Source organism: Micromonospora sp. NPDC047762, assembly GCF_043204655.1.
Classification (GTDB): Bacteria; Actinomycetota; Actinomycetes; order Mycobacteriales; family Micromonosporaceae; genus Micromonospora.
The window spans coordinates 48156-63352 of record NZ_JBIDCQ010000007.1 but is presented as its reverse complement, the minus strand read 5'-3'; the positions used below and the strand labels follow the sequence as shown (position 1 = coordinate 63352).

Genomic DNA, 15197 nt, shown 5'->3' with positions numbered 1-15197 from the left:
GTGGCCCACCGCCGCCAGCGCAGTCTCGGTCAGCACCCGCACGTCGGGCGGCACCGCCTAGCGGGACTACACGATTTGCCGAATTGACTACGCTTTCCACTGTCTCGGAGGCGATCGATGGAGGGCGCATGTCGGTGAATGAGCCGGCGAGCGGGGAGTTCGCTCGCATGCTGGACGCGACGGTCGGCGCGTTGCGCGCCGCTGGCACTGCGCCGGAGGACGAGGAGGCCGCGCGCCTGCGTCGGGTCGGTGAGTCCGCCGAGGGGCAGGTCCGCGCCGAGTTCGGCGCTGATGGCCGGTTGGAGTCGCTGACGCTGGACCCACGGATGATGCGGCTCGGCTCGGCCGAGGTCTGCGACCACGTGATCGAGGCCGTGAACGCGGCGATCGACTCGATGCGCGGCGGCCCAGCCGTGGCCTCCGGCGACCTGTCGCAGCTCACCGAGCAGCTGGAACAGGTTCGTGACACTGCCGTGCCGCGGCTCGGTGCGTTCCTCCAGGCGCTCACCGACGCGCAGGAGCGGATGGCCCGAGGAGGCACCCGGTGAACGGCTTCGAGGTCGATCCGGCGCTGCTGCGGTCCGGCGGCGACGAGGTCATCGGCGCCGCGGAACGTTTCATCGGCCAGCTGGAGAGCTTCGAGGCGCGGATGCAGGGGTACGGCGAGCCGTGGGGCGCCGACGACATCGGCTCGCTCATCGGCATCGCGTACACGGAGGCGTCCACCTGGGTCCTGGACTGCATCGGCGTCGCGGCCGAGGAGATCGGCTCGGCCGGTAGCGACCTGACCAAGATGGCCGACAACTACGAGTCGGTCGAGGAAGCCTCCGCAGGCGCGCTGCGGGACATCCAGGGAATGCTGGGGTGACGGCATGGGGCTCCAACTGCCCGGCGAGCTGATCACGGCTCTCAGCTGGATCGGCTACACCTGGCCTGAGGCCGACGAGGAAAAGCTTTTCGAGATGGGCCAGGCCTGGTTGGACTTCTCCGGCACGGTCGCCGAGGCCTCCGGGCAGGCCGGAACGGCTGCGGCGGCGATCTGGTCGCAGCACCAGGGCGAGTCGATGCAGGCGTTCCAGAAGTGGTGGGCCAACCCGGAGAGCGGTCCCGGAACCCTCTCGGACTACTCCCAGGCCGCGATGCTGATCGGCACCGGCCTGATCATCGCCGCTGCGATCGTGCTTGCGCTGAAGATCCAGGTGATCGTGCAGTTGGCGATCCTCGCCTTCGCCGTGGCGCAGGCGATCGCCACAGCCGTCGTCACGTTCGGCGCATCGCTGGCCGAGGTTCCGATCTTCCAGATGATCACGCGGGAGATCGTCGGCCTGCTGATCGACCAGGTGATCCAGGAGCTCCTCGATGCCTAGCAGGGCGCCGAAGAGTTCGAAGAAACGCGGCGGCGCGGCCAAGCCGAAGGTCGGCAAGGGTGTCCGGGCGGCGGTGAAGAAGGCCGCCGCGAAGCCGGTGGTGCGCAACAACAGCGTGCCCGAGGTCACGATCAAGGTGCAGCGCAAGCCGTTCCACGCGCGCGGACAGTTCGACCGCAAGATGAACGCGCTGAAGAAGCTCAGCGACGAGGGCAAGCTGTTCAAGCAGGCGAACCCGGTCGCTCGGGACAAGAAGATCACGGCCGACTACAAGAAGCGCATTCGGCAGAAGATCTTCGACAAGTACTGGCCCCACGACAAGAAGATGGCGAACGCCCTCGCCGCCCGACTCCGCAAGCAACAGCCGGACCATGTGTGGGAGCTGCAACTTGGCGGCGCCGACGACGTTAGTAATCTGAAGCTCCTGCACGGTCAGACAAACTGGGATGTCGGCGGGCAAATCTGGCAACAGATCAAGAACCTGCCGGACGGCACACCGATCCGAATAGAGGTAGTGGATTGAATCCCGAGCTGCGGGAGCTCATCGCGGAGCTGCGTACCGACCTGGAAGCGGACCAGCCGGCGACGCTGGCGTGGGCACAGATCAACGAGGGCGCTCCGGCCGACCAGATTCCCGCCGAGCTGCCGCGGCCGGTCCGGGAGCTGCTGGAGACCGCCAACGGCATCCTGGCCGGCGCGTTCGACCTGCCCGCTGTCGCCGATCTCGACGACATCCAGTACTACCTCGAACAGATGCCCGAGTTCACCGGCGTCGCCGACGAACCCGCCGAGTGGCTGGTCATCGGCACACTGAACGACGAGCCGCTGCTGATCCGACGCGACACCGGCGCGGTCTGGTACTTCCCGGCGGAGACCACCGACGAGTGGTTCATGCGTGAGATGTTCCTCGACGTCGCGCCGGACCTCGACTCGTTCCTCGCCTACTACGTCTTCGGCGCCGGGTACGGCGAGGTCGGCTTCGACGACGACGAGTGGTGGGGCTTCCTCGACGAGCACGGTCTCACCACGCCCGGTGACGATGACGAGGAGGCGGACGATTGACCGCGACACATGAGGAGCTCACGGCGCTCTGGGGCGCCGATGGGATGATCTACTTCCCGGTCGACCGGTTCGACGACGTCCTCGGTCCGCTGACGCCGGAGGTCTTCCCGCCGTTCGGGGCCATCCCGGTCGACGTGCCGATCCTGTTCACCGTCGACGTCGACGTGTCCGGCATGGAGTTGTTCTCCAAGCTGAAGATCGAGATCGGCGAGGCCAGCCCGCGCATCCACATCGTCCTCGGCAGCTCGCCCGAGGACCCGCAGCTGCTCTTCTGCCTCGACGCGCTGACCGGTGCCGTCGTGTTGCTGGACCTGGAGACCCCCAACTTCGAGGCGGTCAACGCGACCTTCGCCGCGTTCGTCGAGTTCCTTTACCGGCTCGGAGGGCTCATCGCCACGGACCCGGGCGGTCGGGCCCGCGCGGCCCGCGCCGCCGCGATCCGCGAGGAACTGATGGGCGTGGACTCGTCCGCGTTCGCCGATCCGAAGTCGTGGTGGAGCATGGCCTTCGATCAGCTGGAGTCCACCAGCGGCTAGCCTCCTCGCCGCCGCCGGCACGCGGGTCGTCCAACCGTGACCGTAGGTTCACCGCGCTCGCGGCACCGGCATGGACGCGGCCGGGTGCTCCGGCGGTGGTCCCTCTCGGTGCCGTGCCTCGGCGAGGAGGGCGTAGGTGCAGCCGTCGACCCAGCCCAGTTCGGCGTGCCAGGAATCGCCGACGCCGTACTGTTCACGACGCATGCCGACCTTCTCGAGGATTCGCACCGAGGCGAGGTTGTCCGCGAAGCAACCGGCGGTGATTCTCCGAATGCTCAGCCGGTCGAATGCGTACGCCACCACCGCGGTCACGGCCTCGGTCGCGTACCCGTTTCCGCCGTAGGCTGGATCGAAGATGTAGCCAAGGTGGGCCTCGGTCCGTGGTGGCATGCCGGGTTGACCCATGCCGTTGACGACGTCGAGCGAGACGGTGCCGATCACCACGCCGTCGAGGGTGGCCGCCATGCTGTGGTCGTCGGGGTCCGCGGCCGCGCGTCGCCATGCCGCGCGGAAGGACGCAGGGTCGACCTGCGTGCGGAGTAGCCAGCGCGTGACCTGCGGCAGGTTGCGGTACTCCAGGATCCGGTCGATGTCCTCGTCCCGCACCGGGCGAAGCTCGAGGCGTTCAGTGCGCACTGTGGTGTTCGCCATGAGGCGGGACGCTAGTGGACGCAGCCCGGCGAGACGCCCGAATATCGCTCCGATGGCCCCCGCCCCACCCCCCGATGGCAGAGGGCGCGCGGCTCAGTCGACCCGTTGGGCCAGCACCTGCCCCGGCCAGGATCCAACCAGGAACGTTTCGGTGGGAGTGAACCCGTGGCGCTCGTAGTACGCCACCAACTCGCCACCGCCGCCCGCCCAGCAGTCGACCCGTAGCAGTCGCACGCCGGCTTGCCGGGTCTCCTCGACGGCGTGCGCCAACAGGGCCGACCCGAGTTTCCGGCCGGCGAATCGTCGGTCGGAGACCAGGAGGCGGACGAACCGCTCCGGTTCTTCCGCAGGCGAGATCGGTACCCGGGGGTCGGGCCCGGAATCCAACACGAGGGCTGCGGCCGGCGTCCCGTCCACCTCCGCGATGTACGGGAGGTTCTCGGTCAGGTACCGGTCGACCTGGTCAACCCTCTCGGGCTTCTCCGAGAACGACGTCGTACCCCACTGCTCGGTGTTGCCGCGGTCGTTCATCCAGACCACCGCGGAGTCGAGCATGCCCAGTACGGCAGGTGCGTCGGCCGGGCCACCGTGTCTGATGCGTACGTCGCGGGTGGTGTCGTCCATGGCCGAATGGTAATCCGAGGACTGGTCGACCCAGGTCTGTCGATGCTTCGTCACCGGTTGTTCGGCGTCGCGTCGGCTCGAATCGATAGTGTCCGTTGGCCGGCCACCGTCGGCGGTCCAGGCGGAGGGGAATCGATGCGCAGGACAACGATCTGGTCGGTCCGCGCGCTGGGCGCACTCGTGAGCGCGCTCGCGCTGGGGGTGGCCCTGCTGCCGGCGGCCCCGGCGACCGCCGCGAGCGTGACCTTCAGGGCGGCGACGCTGAACATCTACTACGGGTTGAGCCAGGCCGACTTCGCACAGGATCTGAACCTGATCGCGTCCAAGGCTGACCTCGTCGGGCTCAACGAGGTCGGAAACCGCAAGGCGTACCTGGAGAACTGGGCCGCCGACAACGGCTGGTGGTTGTACGCGCCGGGCGGCACCAACCAGGCCGGCGAGGCACTGATCGCCAAGAAGAGCATGTTCGACGTACTAGACAAGGGCTCGATCTTCGTCTGTGACACCAACGGTCCGGGTGAGGTGCCGCCCGCGCGGTACAACAACTGGGTCAAGTACCGGCACAAGGCCAGTGGCCGCAACGTCACCCACATCAACGCCCACGCGGTGGCCAGCATCGAGACCGCCGGCCAGCCGCAGGACCTACCGCGCACCAGGTGCGCCGAGGCGCAGTTCCAGGGCCTCAAGGAACTGGCCGTCAACAAGCAGGCCGAGGGCCAGGTCATCGTGAGCGGTGACCTCAACGTCGACTTCAGCGCCGACCGGAGCTTCGGGTACGCGAAGTTCCCGTGGCAGGTCTTCGAAGCCAACGAGCTGCCGAACCTGCGCTCCAACTACAACCTCTACGGCGAGAAGGGCACCGGAACGCACGGCAACCGGCACATCGACTACGTCTACTTCTGGAAGCGGCTGCCCGAGTACCAGCTGATGTGGATGACCGGTTACGACATCGTCGGCGGCACCAATTCCGACCACAACGGAGTCGTCGCGACGTTCTCCGTCCAGAGCTGACGCCTTCGGCCTTCGCCGGCTACGAGTCGCGGCGCTCCGGATGCCCCCGGTGCGCCGCCCACTCGGGCAGAGGGTCCTGGTGGAGGCCAGCCCGCTCGACCGGATCTGGGGTATCGGCCTGAACCGCGACGATCCGGCCGCCGGCGACGCGGCCCGTTGGCGAGGGGCTCAACCTGCTCGGCTTCGTGTCGTTATGCCGAAGTCGGCATAACGCGACTTATGCGGACCTCACGGTTATGCCGATGGGGCCTCCGGAGAAGTCTCGTCCCGCTCAGGAACGTGAGGCACCCGGGCCATCGGTATTGCGACGCCGGGTGAGCCGGGCAACCCGCCGTCGTTGCCAGCGGCGAGGGATCGTTGGCGTGAGATGACGCGCGGATCGCGCATGACAGTGAGTCGTCACGTTCTGTACCAGTACTCTTCCAACCTTTGCGGCGCCGTCACCGTCGCATTCGGCGCATCATCGACGCCTGCCGCAGGAAGGCGCTCGGCACTGCACCAAGAGGGCTGTCGCCCGATGGCATGATGCAGCGATGCTCCCTACCCGCCGTTCCCTTCATGACCGCGTCGCGGCGTCGTTGGCCGCCTGCGCCGACGGTGAACTGTCGGCGTTGTTGCAGGCCGCGTCACCCGTGGGTGTAGGCGTGGGAGGCGGCTCTTCGATCGCCGACGTCGATGGCACGCCCGTGTTCGTCAAGCGGGTTCCGATCACCGACCGGGAGCTGGATCATCCGCACAGCACGGCGAACCTGTTCGACCTGCCGGTCCGTTGCCAATACGGCATGTACCGCCTGGCCGGTCCGGGCTTCGGCGCGTGGCGCGAGCTGGCCGCAAACCAGAGCGTCACCGAGGGCGTCCTCGCCGGGGAGACGGAATCGTTCCCGCTGTTGCACCACTGGCGGGTGCTGCCCGGCCGCCCGCCGGTCGCGCCCGAGCACCTCGACATCGACGCCGTCGTCGCCCAGTTCGGTGGTAACCAGGCCGTGCGTGCCCGGTTCGAAGCGCTGGCGGGCGCGACCGCGAGCCTCGTGCTGTTTCTCGAATATCTCCCCGACGGATTGCCCCGCTGGCTTGACGACCCGGTCGGCAGAGCCGCGACGGTCGAGCGGCAGCTGTTCGAGATGGTGGCGTTCCTGTGTCACCGCGAGCTGCTGCACTTGGACGGACACTTCGGCAACATCAGGGCCGACGACGACCGGCTCTACCTGGTCGACTTCGGGCTCGCCACCTCACCGCGCTTCGACCTGTCGGACGCCGAGCGCGACTTCGCTGCCCGCAATGCCGGTCACGATGCCGACTACGCTTCCATGCGGCTGGTGAACTGGCTGGTCACCTCGGTGTGCGGGGTGCCCGTGCCGGCCGACAGCGGTCCCATCGCCCGCGACCAGTTTGTGCGCCGATGTGCGACCGGAGACATCCCACCGGACGTGCCGCCGCCCGTGAGGGAGATCATCGCCAGACACGCCCCCGCAGCCGCCCGGATGAACGACTTCTGCTGGCGCCTGTTCGACGGCGACCTTCACGCCGAGTATCCCGGCAGTGAAACCACGGTCCGGATCAATGCGGATCGGGCAAGTTGAGGAAGCGGACAACACCCTCCTCTCGGCTCCGGACGTCGTCGGGTCGACGAGCCCCTCGTTGAATCGAGGATTCCTGTGTGCAGCCGACCTGCTGGCTCGTCGGCGAGCCAGCGGGTGGCGTCGGCATAATCACAAGTTCTCCAGGAAGGCGACGATCGTTTCGGTGGGCTGGTAGCGCCCTGGAGTAGTGCCGAGCGGCGTGGTTCGGGCCAGCGCGCGTTCCTTGAGTGCGAGGTCGGCGTGGAGATAGATCTGGGTTGTGGCAACGCTTTCGTGGCCGAGCCAGAGGGCGATGACGGTGGTGTCGACTCCGGCGTTCAACAACCGCATGGCTGCGGAGTGGCGCAGGACATGCGGGGAGATCTTTTTCTCGGCGAGGGTCGGGCAGGCCAGTGCGGCGGTCGCGGCGTGCTTGGTTACTCGCCGTTCGAGCGCGTCCCGGGTGATGGCGGTGCCCCGCTCCTTGGCCAGATAGCCAGCGAACCGGAGGAGCAGTGCATCGACCTCGCCGACAGGCGCCTGCTCCGGTGACCTGATGACACCGACGCCGCGAAGGTAAGCCAACGCTGACGCGAATGAGCTGACCCGCAACCGCGTCTGACGGCCTCTTGCGTGACGTTCAACCAGGAATTCTTCGATCAGCCCTTCGCTCAGTACGCCGGCCCCGAGTGCGCGGGTTTCCATCGAACACCAGGAATATGCGGCTGCCCGCTGGTCAGTTCGGCATAACCACCAGGTCCGCATAAGCGCTCATGCAGGTGCGTGAGGTGCTCGGGGATCGTGGCACTCAGGATGCGGGTCGAGTGTGACAACCGGCTTCGCCAGGTGTCGGGGGAGCGGCGACGATCGATGCCTTGACACTCGTGGATGCGATCGCTAACACTTGTCCGCAACGCGAACTTAACGAACCGAACACATTGTGCCTGTGTCGCGACGCGGCCAGAGGCACCGTGAGCGAAGACTCCAAACCCGTCGCCAGGGCCTCTCAGCCTTTGCCCGGACACTGCCGAATGTGTTAACGCTAACATAGATGATCTTGCGAGAGGGGCTGAGGTGGTGGTTCCACGGCGCAGGACAGCGGCATCGCTGCCGAAAGCATCCACCGCCCGCCTACGTGCGCTCCTCGTGCTCTCCGCCGTGGCCGCCGCGGCTGTCGTGGTGGTGGCCGACGGGCCGGCGCACGCCGCCACACTGCCGACCGGCGCCGTCTCGCTGGAGGCGGTCAACCAAGCCGGACGGTACGTACGCCACATCGACTACCTCGGTCAGCTCGACCCGGTGACCTCCGGCAGCGCCAACCAGACCAAGCTCGACGCCACCTTCACCGTGGTCAACGGGCTGGCGTCGCCGGCCTGCTACTCCTTCCAGACGAAGGCCGGCTTGTTCCTGCGGCACCGCGACTACCGGCTGAGGGTCGACCCGAACACCGGCGACGCGTCATTCCGGGCCGACGCAACCTTCTGCGCTGTGGAGGGCTCGGTCAGCGGTTCGGTGGCGCTTGCCTCGTACAACTACCCGACCCGGCGGATCCGGCACCGCGACTTCGCCCTCTGGCTCGACGCTTACCAGGACACGGCCGCCTTCCGGGCGGACAGCTCCTTCCGCCTCGTCGCGCCGTGGGCGCCCAGGACCACCAAGGGGCCGGTGATCCCGGGCCTCTTCGCCGACCCGCACATCGCCGTGTTCAACGGCCGTTACTACCTGTACCCGACCACCGACGGCTACGCGAGCTGGGCCGGCACCTACTACAAGGCGTTCTCCTCCACCGACCTGGTCACCTGGACCGACCACGGCGTGATCCTCGACCACGGACCGGACGTGTCCTGGGCGGACAATTCGGCCTGGGCACCGGCGGTGGCCAGCGCCAACGGCCGCTACTACCTGTACTTCAGCGGTGGCGCTGCCAGCGGCAACACCGCCAAACAGCTCGGCGTGGCGGTAGCCGACAGTCCCACCGGGCCGTTCCGGGACGCCCTGGGTCGACCACTGATCCGCAGCGACCAGTTCTCCGGCGGGCAGACGATCGACCCCATGGTGTTCACCGACGACGACGGGCGGTCCTACCTGTACTGGGGGCAGGGCGTCGCGCGGGCGGTGCGGTTGAACGCCGACATGGTCTCCTTCGACGCGGCGCAGGCGCGGATCATCACCCCGTCCGGCTACAACGAGGCGCCGTTCGTGTTCAAGCGCAACGGTCTGTACTACTTCATGTGGTCGGAGAACGACACGCGCAGCGAGGACTACCGGGTCGCCTACGCCACCGGCTCCTCACCCCTCGGGCCGTGGACGAAGCGCGGCGTGGTGCTGCAGAAGCGCCTCGACGTGGGCATCAAGGGCACCGGCCACCACTCCGTGGTCCGGGCTCCCGGCAGCGACACCTGGTACATCGCCTACCACCGGTTCGCTGTTCCGGCCGGCAACGGCACCAACCGTGAGACCGCCATCGACCGGATGGAGTTCAACACCGACGGCACCATCCGTCCCGTCGTACCGGCCCTGTAGCTGACCGGTAAGCCCCTGCGCTAAGGAGAGAGACACACATGTCGAGAGTCCTCGCCCGGCTCTGCGCGGTCATGGTCGCCGCTTGTCTGCTGTTCACCACCTGGTCGGCGGCGACACCGAAGGAGGCGGCCGCGCTGGACCCGACCGTCGGCTACCTGATGGCGCACTTCACCGGCGAGTCGTCGACCGACCAGCAGATCTACCTCGCTCACAGCACCGACGGCCTCCGCTGGAACGACCTCAACAACGGTGGGCTGGTGCTGCGGTCCACCGTCGGCACCCGCGGCGTGCGCGACCCCGCCCTGGTCCGCTCGCCGAACGGCGACCGGTACTGGATCATCGCCACCGACCTGTGCATCGGCTGCGGCCAGGACTGGTCGGCCGCGATCAACAACGGCAGCCGCAACCTCGTCGTGTGGGAGTCCACCGATCTGGTCAACTGGTCGGCACCCTGGCTGCTGAACGTCGCCGGCGCGATCCCGGACGGACGCAACGCCTGGGCGCCGGAGGCGATCTGGAACCCCGCCACCAATGACTACGTCCTCTACTGGGCGACGAACGTCCCGCTCAACGGGGCGACCAAGCACCGCATCTACTACGCGCGGACGACGAACTTCCGTAGCGTCACCACGCCACAGGTCTACATCGACCGGCCCGGAAACCAGGAGATCATCGACACCCAGATCGTCGAGGTGCCGACCGGCGTCGGCGCCTACCGCTACGTCCGGGCCTCCCGGGACGGCCAGATCGGCATCGAAGGCAGCAACTCCATCCTCGGTACCTGGACCAGCCTCGGAAACCTCTCCGGCATCGGGCTGACCGGCGCGCAGGTCGAGGGCCCGATGTGGATGAAGATGAATGCCCGCAACGAGTGGGTCCTCTACCTCGACCAGTACTCCAGCGGACGCGGCTACCTGCCGGTCCTGACCACCGATCCGTCGAGCCCGGGCAGCTACCGACTGCCGGCGTCCGGCTCGTACTCGATGGGTGGCACCAAGAAACGGCATGGTTCGATCCTCAACCTGACCGCCGCCGAACAGAGCCGGGTGCTCGCCCGCTGGCCCGCCACCGCTGTCAACCGGATCCAGTCGTACAACTTCCAGGACCGGTACGTGCGGCACTACGACTACGACGTCCGCATCGACCCGAACGTCAGCCCGGCGCAGGACGGCCAGTGGCGGCTGGTGCCCGGCCTCGTCGGCTCCGGCACCGTCTCCATCCAGTCGGTCAACTACCCGGGCCACTACCTGCGCCACTACGGGTACGACTTCCGACTGGAGGCCAACGACGGCACCGCCACCTTCGCCGCCGACGCCACCTTCCGGCAGGTCGCGGGTCTAGCCAACTCCTCGTGGACGTCGTTCCAGTCCTACAGCCACCCGGACCGCTACCTCCGGCACTACGCCTACCTGCTGCGACTCGACCCGGTCCCCGACGCGCAGAGCCGGGCCGACGCCACCTTCCGCGTGACCAGCTGACGCTGGCCCCTGATCAAGGAGTCTCGACTGTGGTACTACATCGACGGGTGCTCTCCGCCCTGGTGGCCGCGTTGACGGCGATGGTTGGCGTGGTCGCCGTCGCGTCGACGCCGGCCACCGCCGCCACCAACCAGTTCCGCGGCATGAACTGGGCCGTGTTGGGTGACAACTTCAAGACCGTCCCCCTCGTCGTACAGGGCCTGAGCGCGTCCGACAGCAACGCGACGGTGCGGGCCAAGGCCAACGCGCTGTACGACGACATGGCGTCCACCATGGGAGTCAACACCGTCCGACTGCCCATCAACACCCACACGGTGGGGACGGCCTGGTGGGAGGCGTACCGAGGCGCGATCGACGCGGCCACCGCTCGCGGCTTCAAGGTCATCCTCGCCTACTGGGAGGACGGCGCCGCCTCCGGCGGCAGGATCACGAACCTTGCCGCGTGGAACGCGATGTGGTCCACCGTGACCAACACCTACGGCACGAACACCAACGTCTACTTCGAGCCGATGAACGAGCCGCACGGCTACAGCTCGGCGGAGTGGCGCGACGTCGCCGCAAACTGGCTCACCTACCACTACTCGGCGGTGCCCAGCCGGGTGCTGATCGGCGGCACCGGCTTCAGCCAGGACCTGCGCGACATCTGCAACGACAGCCGCTTCAACTCGACACTGCTGTCCTTCCACTACTACGCCTTCTTCTACGGCGCGATGACCTACGACGCCTTCCGCAGCCACATCCAGGCCCGCCTCGGCAACTGCGCCTCCCGCGCCGTAGCGACCGAGTTCGGCGCTCCCATGAACGACGGCCGCAACTATGCCGACGCGGGCAGCACCGACAACTTCGTGCGCTACATCCGCGCCATGGCCCAGGTCATGCGCGACAACCAGATGGGTGGCACCTACTGGCCCGCCCTCGGCGGCAAGACCGGCACCATCGGCTACGACTGGTACTCGATGTTCGCGCTGAGCGGCAGCGGCACCGACCTCAACCTGACGGTCCGCAACACCTCGGGCGCGGACCGGATCCGGTACGCGTGGGGCGACACCGTCGGCGATGGTCCGACAACGCCCCCACCATCGACGGGAACCTTCTACCGGATCGATGCGCGACACAGCGGCAAGGCCATGGACGTCCAGCAGCCGAACACCGCCAACGGCGCTCGTGTCGGCCAGTACACGTACGGCGGTGGTGCGTGGCAGCAGTGGCAGTTCCAGGACGCGGGCAGCGGGTACTGGCGCATCGTCAGCCGGCACAGCGGAAAGTGCCTCGACGTGGTGAGCGCGTCGACCGCCGACGGCGCCGAGCTTGTCCAGTACACCTGCGGCACCGGGGCCAACCAGCAGTTCCAGATGGTCACCAACGGCGCCTACTTCCAGCTCCGGGCACGACACAGCAACAAGTGCGTGGACGTGCCGGCTGCGGCGACCGCGGACGGAGTGGTCATCAAGCAGTATTCGTGCAACTCCGGCACCAACCAGCAGTGGTCCCGCACCGCCGTCTGACGGTCGTCCCGACGTAACGACTGATCAGCGGCGGCCCTCCCGAGCCGGGCAACGGCGGGTTGCATGTCGGCAACCCGTCGTTGTTCGGGCCGGGCGGGGCGGCTCCGTAGCGTCGCAGCAAACTTCCGGCTTCGGCGCCTACCACTGCCGGCAATGATCGCCGCCCGGCGGGGAGTGAGATGCGGATCCTCAGCGATCGGCTCTGCTCCGGCTCGCGGGTCGGTCCTGCAATTGACAGGCATGCTAATTTGATGTCCCGCGAAGCGGAGTCCACGGAAGCACCGGGACAACCAGCGCGGACCTCTGTTCCTACTTCGTAGCCCAGCGTGCCCTCATGCGCGCCCGGGAGGAGCTGTCGTGCCCAGAGAAGTAATCGCCTTCGTGCCCCAACACACCACCACCAAGTCGCGTGTCATGGCAATCGTCGACAAAGGCAACGGCAACGAGCTGGATGCCATCGCGACCGTCGATTGGCCACACCAGGCGGTCGCCATTTGCAACCTGTTGAACTCTCCAGACAAGGGGCAGGAGAACTTCTCCGGCCTCTGGCTCAGTCTTCCGGCAAGCGTCCGAGCCGGGCTTGACCAAGCAGCCCAACAGCGCGTCGACGTCACCGATGAACGGCAGTTCCTTGCCACCTGGTTCGTGAGCGAACTCGACGTCCCCAACCTGCCGAGGGATGGCAGCAAGATCGATTGGGCGGGGCTGTTTCCCGCCGCGCAGTGTCCCGCCGATGGGTGCGACTACTGCGACGGCTGTCCGTCGTATGCCGAACGCCGAGGTGATGACGCCGGCATCGGCCAGTGCGGTCCCGGCGGATCGTGCCGCTGCCTGATGGAGAGCTCGGACGACGACGAAGAAGTCTGCGTATGTCCCTCGTGGAGCGTCGGCCCTCGCTGGGCTGCTGCTCTCTACGAGTCGTTGTGCGGTATGGCGGAGGTCCTTGTTGATCAGGCGGATGGCCTCATGTGGGGGATCGAAGGTCCCGCGGTCGCGTTTCCGGCTTCGTTGATCGCGCAGCCGCCAGAATTCTTTGTTCGGCTCGCGCAGACCTGCGTCGACCTGTGTGACCTGCTGGCCAGGGGAGTGACGCCTGTGCCACACACCATCGCTGAGCTGCTGATGCTCGACGAGGCAGCGCGCTCTCACCTTGAGAGCCACACGACGAGCGCCGGCCTCGATGTCGACGCCATGAAGCAGGAGTTCGAACACCTTCCCGAGGGACACGGTGACTTCGAGTTGGACGCCCTGTGGATGTTCCAGTTCACCAACTCGGACTGGGAGAAGATCGCCGAGTCCGAGACGACGTACCAGCCGTACTCCATGGACCGCATCTTCGACCTGCTCCCGGAGGCTGCGGAGTGGCCCCGGAACGGCGAAGCCGGCGTAGCAGCCGGCGTAGCAAGGGTCTAGGTCCACCAGCCCAGCGCACCGTGCTGAGCCGGCGGTGACAACGTTTGCGCTGTCACCGCCGGCGGGGCCTATCCAGCGGCAGTTACGGCAGCGGACGGCCGAGGCGGGCACAGGTACGGGTTCCGTAGGTTCCGCCCTGGTAGGCGGGGAACTTCAGGGACGCGCGTGACTGCGGCCCGAACTGGCCGTCCGCGCTGATGCCCGCCTTGCTCTGAGCGAACTTCAGCGCGTTGAAGGTCAATTGGCCGAACGCCGCGTCATCGCTGAGCAGCACTTTGCCGGCGGGTGCGAGGTAGCAGTCGTTCAGGGCCCACTGGAGGGCCGCCGTGCCCGGTCCACCGTCGCCCCAGACCAGCGAGCACGGCAGGACGCCGTACTTGCCAACCGGTGCGGCGACCTGATAACCGGCCTGGTTGCTGACGACGTCGTAGGACTCGCATTCCGGCTGACTGCGAGCGTGGGCAGGGCTGGCGGCGACGAGCGTGCCCGCGAGCACGGTCACGAGCAATGCGAGCAGTGCTGCCAAACGCTTCATCGAGTTCTCCTTCATCGCGGTGTCGTCCGATGCCCGGGACCCCCGTTGGGCTTTTCCCCGGGCAGTCGGACTCCTGGCAGGACATCCACCGCACGGCTCGTGTCCTGGAGTCAGGCTGGTTCGACGTGAGGTTGTCCAACAGGGCGGTGGCGCCGGACAAACAACGTCGGACAACCCTCAGGACGTTTGCGCAGCTCAGTCAGCGACTCGGCGGTGAGCCGCAGGAAGGGTCGTACCGCTCTGAGGGGATGTGCCTCGTCCACTCCTGCCGGGTCAGCTCACGGCCGGCCTTGGCGCAGATCTGAGCCCTGGCGGCGCGGACGTCGAACGACCAGCGGACGATTCGGCCGTCCTCGGCACCGGAGATGAGAGTTCCGGCCGCAGTGAAGGCGAGCCCGCGGACTCTCGCACCATGGCCGCTGAGGGTCGTGACCCGCTGCTGGGTGACGGTGTCCCAGATGATGATGGTCCGGTCGTCACCGGCGGACGCGATCCTGCGGCCGTCGCGACTGAAGGCAAGGACCTGGACGGGTGCGGTGTGGCCGTGCAGAACGGCGAGTTCGCTGCCGGCCGCGGCATCCCAGAGCTTGACGCTACGACTGTCGCCGGCGGTCGCGAGCAGAGCTCCGTCAGGGCTGACAGCGATGTCCTGCACTGTGCCCTGCTGGCTCTTCACTCGGCTGAGAAGTTTGCCGGTGGTGACGTCCCACGTGTTGACGAAGCCGCCCACGCTCGCGCCCAGGAGACGGCGGCCGTCCGGGCTGAAGGCCAGCGACGTGACGATCTGCGCCGGGAACCTGGCTGTGATGTCAGTCGGGTTGTTGATGTCCCCGACGTCCCAGATGAAGGGGCCGAGCGTGGCGGCTGCGACGAGACGGCCACCAGGATCGAAGGCAACGTCCGTGGACGCACCGACCCCCTTGGACACGATCG

At 67.4% G+C, this 15197-nt stretch carries 17 protein-coding genes and 1 pseudogene; 13 read left to right on the top strand and 5 right to left on the bottom strand.

Going from position 1 to position 15197, the window contains the following annotated elements; all coding sequences use genetic code 11:
- The first annotated feature begins 128 nt into the window (after positions 1 to 128).
- From ACGF3C_RS21720 to ACGF3C_RS21695, 6 genes are read left to right on the top strand one after another with little or no spacing between them, the layout of a single operon-like run.
- The gene (locus ACGF3C_RS21720) at positions 129 to 548 is read left to right on the top strand and encodes a YbaB/EbfC family nucleoid-associated protein (RefSeq protein ID WP_357197320.1); all 420 of its coding nucleotides are present in this window, start codon (positions 129 to 131) and stop codon (positions 546 to 548) included.
- On the top strand, positions 545 to 868 hold the full coding sequence (locus ACGF3C_RS21715) for a WXG100 family type VII secretion target (protein WP_393224615.1): 324 nt from the start codon (positions 545 to 547) through the stop codon (positions 866 to 868). The genes ACGF3C_RS21720 and ACGF3C_RS21715 overlap by 4 nt, the downstream gene beginning before the upstream one ends.
- A 4-nt stretch (positions 869 to 872) precedes the next feature.
- On the top strand, positions 873 to 1367 hold the full coding sequence (locus ACGF3C_RS21710) for a hypothetical protein (RefSeq protein WP_355006354.1): 495 nt from the start codon (positions 873 to 875) through the stop codon (positions 1365 to 1367).
- A complete protein-coding gene (locus ACGF3C_RS21705; protein WP_357233381.1) occupies positions 1360 to 1890 on the top strand; it encodes an endonuclease in 531 nt (176 codons plus the stop codon). The genes ACGF3C_RS21710 and ACGF3C_RS21705 overlap by 8 nt, the downstream gene beginning before the upstream one ends.
- The gene (locus ACGF3C_RS21700; RefSeq protein WP_357233383.1) at positions 1887 to 2429 is read left to right on the top strand and encodes an SUKH-4 family immunity protein; all 543 of its coding nucleotides are present in this window, start codon (positions 1887 to 1889) and stop codon (positions 2427 to 2429) included. Before ACGF3C_RS21705 ends, ACGF3C_RS21700 begins: the two co-directional genes overlap by 4 nt.
- Positions 2426 to 2965, top strand: coding sequence for an SUKH-4 family immunity protein (locus ACGF3C_RS21695; RefSeq protein WP_357233385.1), 540 nt, complete (start codon positions 2426 to 2428; stop codon positions 2963 to 2965). The genes ACGF3C_RS21700 and ACGF3C_RS21695 overlap by 4 nt, the downstream gene beginning before the upstream one ends.
- A 48-nt stretch (positions 2966 to 3013) precedes the next feature.
- Here ACGF3C_RS21695 and ACGF3C_RS21690 read toward each other — a convergent pair whose 3' ends face one another.
- Positions 3014 to 3616, bottom strand: a complete 603-nt coding sequence (locus ACGF3C_RS21690) for a GNAT family N-acetyltransferase (protein ID WP_393224610.1) — start codon at positions 3614 to 3616, stop codon at positions 3014 to 3016.
- Between the two features lie 93 nt (positions 3617 to 3709).
- On the bottom strand, positions 3710 to 4240 hold the full coding sequence (locus ACGF3C_RS21685; protein WP_393224607.1) for a GNAT family N-acetyltransferase: 531 nt from the start codon (positions 4238 to 4240) through the stop codon (positions 3710 to 3712).
- Positions 4241 to 4375: 135 nt separating this feature from the next.
- Here ACGF3C_RS21685 and ACGF3C_RS21680 point away from each other — a divergent pair, with 135 nt between their 5' ends.
- The 3 genes and pseudogenes from ACGF3C_RS21680 to ACGF3C_RS21670 all read left to right on the top strand — a co-directional run bounded on the left by ACGF3C_RS21680 (position 4376) and on the right by ACGF3C_RS21670 (position 6831).
- The gene (locus tag ACGF3C_RS21680; protein ID WP_357233391.1) at positions 4376 to 5251 is read left to right on the top strand and encodes an endonuclease/exonuclease/phosphatase family protein; all 876 of its coding nucleotides are present in this window, start codon (positions 4376 to 4378) and stop codon (positions 5249 to 5251) included.
- A 64-nt stretch (positions 5252 to 5315) separates the two neighbouring features.
- A pseudogene (locus ACGF3C_RS21675) lies at positions 5316 to 5436 on the top strand (NADAR domain-containing protein); the annotation flags it as partial.
- Positions 5437 to 5784: 348 nt separating this feature from the next.
- Positions 5785 to 6831, top strand: coding sequence for a serine/threonine protein phosphatase (locus ACGF3C_RS21670; RefSeq protein ID WP_357269584.1), 1047 nt, complete (start codon positions 5785 to 5787; stop codon positions 6829 to 6831).
- 129 nt (positions 6832 to 6960) lie between these two features.
- Here ACGF3C_RS21670 and ACGF3C_RS21665 read toward each other — a convergent pair whose 3' ends face one another.
- On the bottom strand, positions 6961 to 7515 hold the full coding sequence (locus ACGF3C_RS21665; RefSeq protein WP_393224603.1) for a tyrosine-type recombinase/integrase: 555 nt from the start codon (positions 7513 to 7515) through the stop codon (positions 6961 to 6963).
- Positions 7516 to 7884: 369 nt separating this feature from the next.
- Here ACGF3C_RS21665 and ACGF3C_RS21660 point away from each other — a divergent pair, with 369 nt between their 5' ends.
- The 4 genes from ACGF3C_RS21660 (at position 7885) to ACGF3C_RS21645 (ending at position 13729) form a co-directional block, all read left to right on the top strand.
- The gene (locus tag ACGF3C_RS21660; protein WP_393224600.1) at positions 7885 to 9333 is read left to right on the top strand and encodes a family 43 glycosylhydrolase; all 1449 of its coding nucleotides are present in this window, start codon (positions 7885 to 7887) and stop codon (positions 9331 to 9333) included.
- A 38-nt stretch (positions 9334 to 9371) separates the two neighbouring features.
- Complete coding sequence (locus ACGF3C_RS21655; protein WP_393224597.1) at positions 9372 to 10811, top strand: glycoside hydrolase family 43 protein; 1440 nt, start codon at positions 9372 to 9374, stop codon at positions 10809 to 10811.
- 29 nt (positions 10812 to 10840) lie between these two features.
- Positions 10841 to 12316 (top strand): RICIN domain-containing protein, encoded by a 1476-nt coding sequence (locus ACGF3C_RS21650; RefSeq protein WP_357233336.1) that lies wholly within the window; start codon positions 10841 to 10843, stop codon positions 12314 to 12316.
- 357 nt (positions 12317 to 12673) lie between these two features.
- Complete coding sequence (locus tag ACGF3C_RS21645) at positions 12674 to 13729, top strand: hypothetical protein (protein WP_357233334.1); 1056 nt, start codon at positions 12674 to 12676, stop codon at positions 13727 to 13729.
- 82 nt (positions 13730 to 13811) lie between these two features.
- On the opposite strand, the gene ACGF3C_RS21640 is transcribed toward ACGF3C_RS21645, so the two are convergent.
- Positions 13812 to 14264, bottom strand: coding sequence for a peptidoglycan-binding domain-containing protein (locus ACGF3C_RS21640; RefSeq protein WP_393224593.1), 453 nt, complete (start codon positions 14262 to 14264; stop codon positions 13812 to 13814).
- A gap of 199 nt (positions 14265 to 14463) precedes the next feature.
- The gene (locus ACGF3C_RS21635; RefSeq protein ID WP_393224590.1) at positions 14464 to 15192 is read right to left on the bottom strand and encodes a WD40 repeat domain-containing protein; all 729 of its coding nucleotides are present in this window, start codon (positions 15190 to 15192) and stop codon (positions 14464 to 14466) included.
- Positions 15193 to 15197 lie beyond the last annotated feature (5 nt).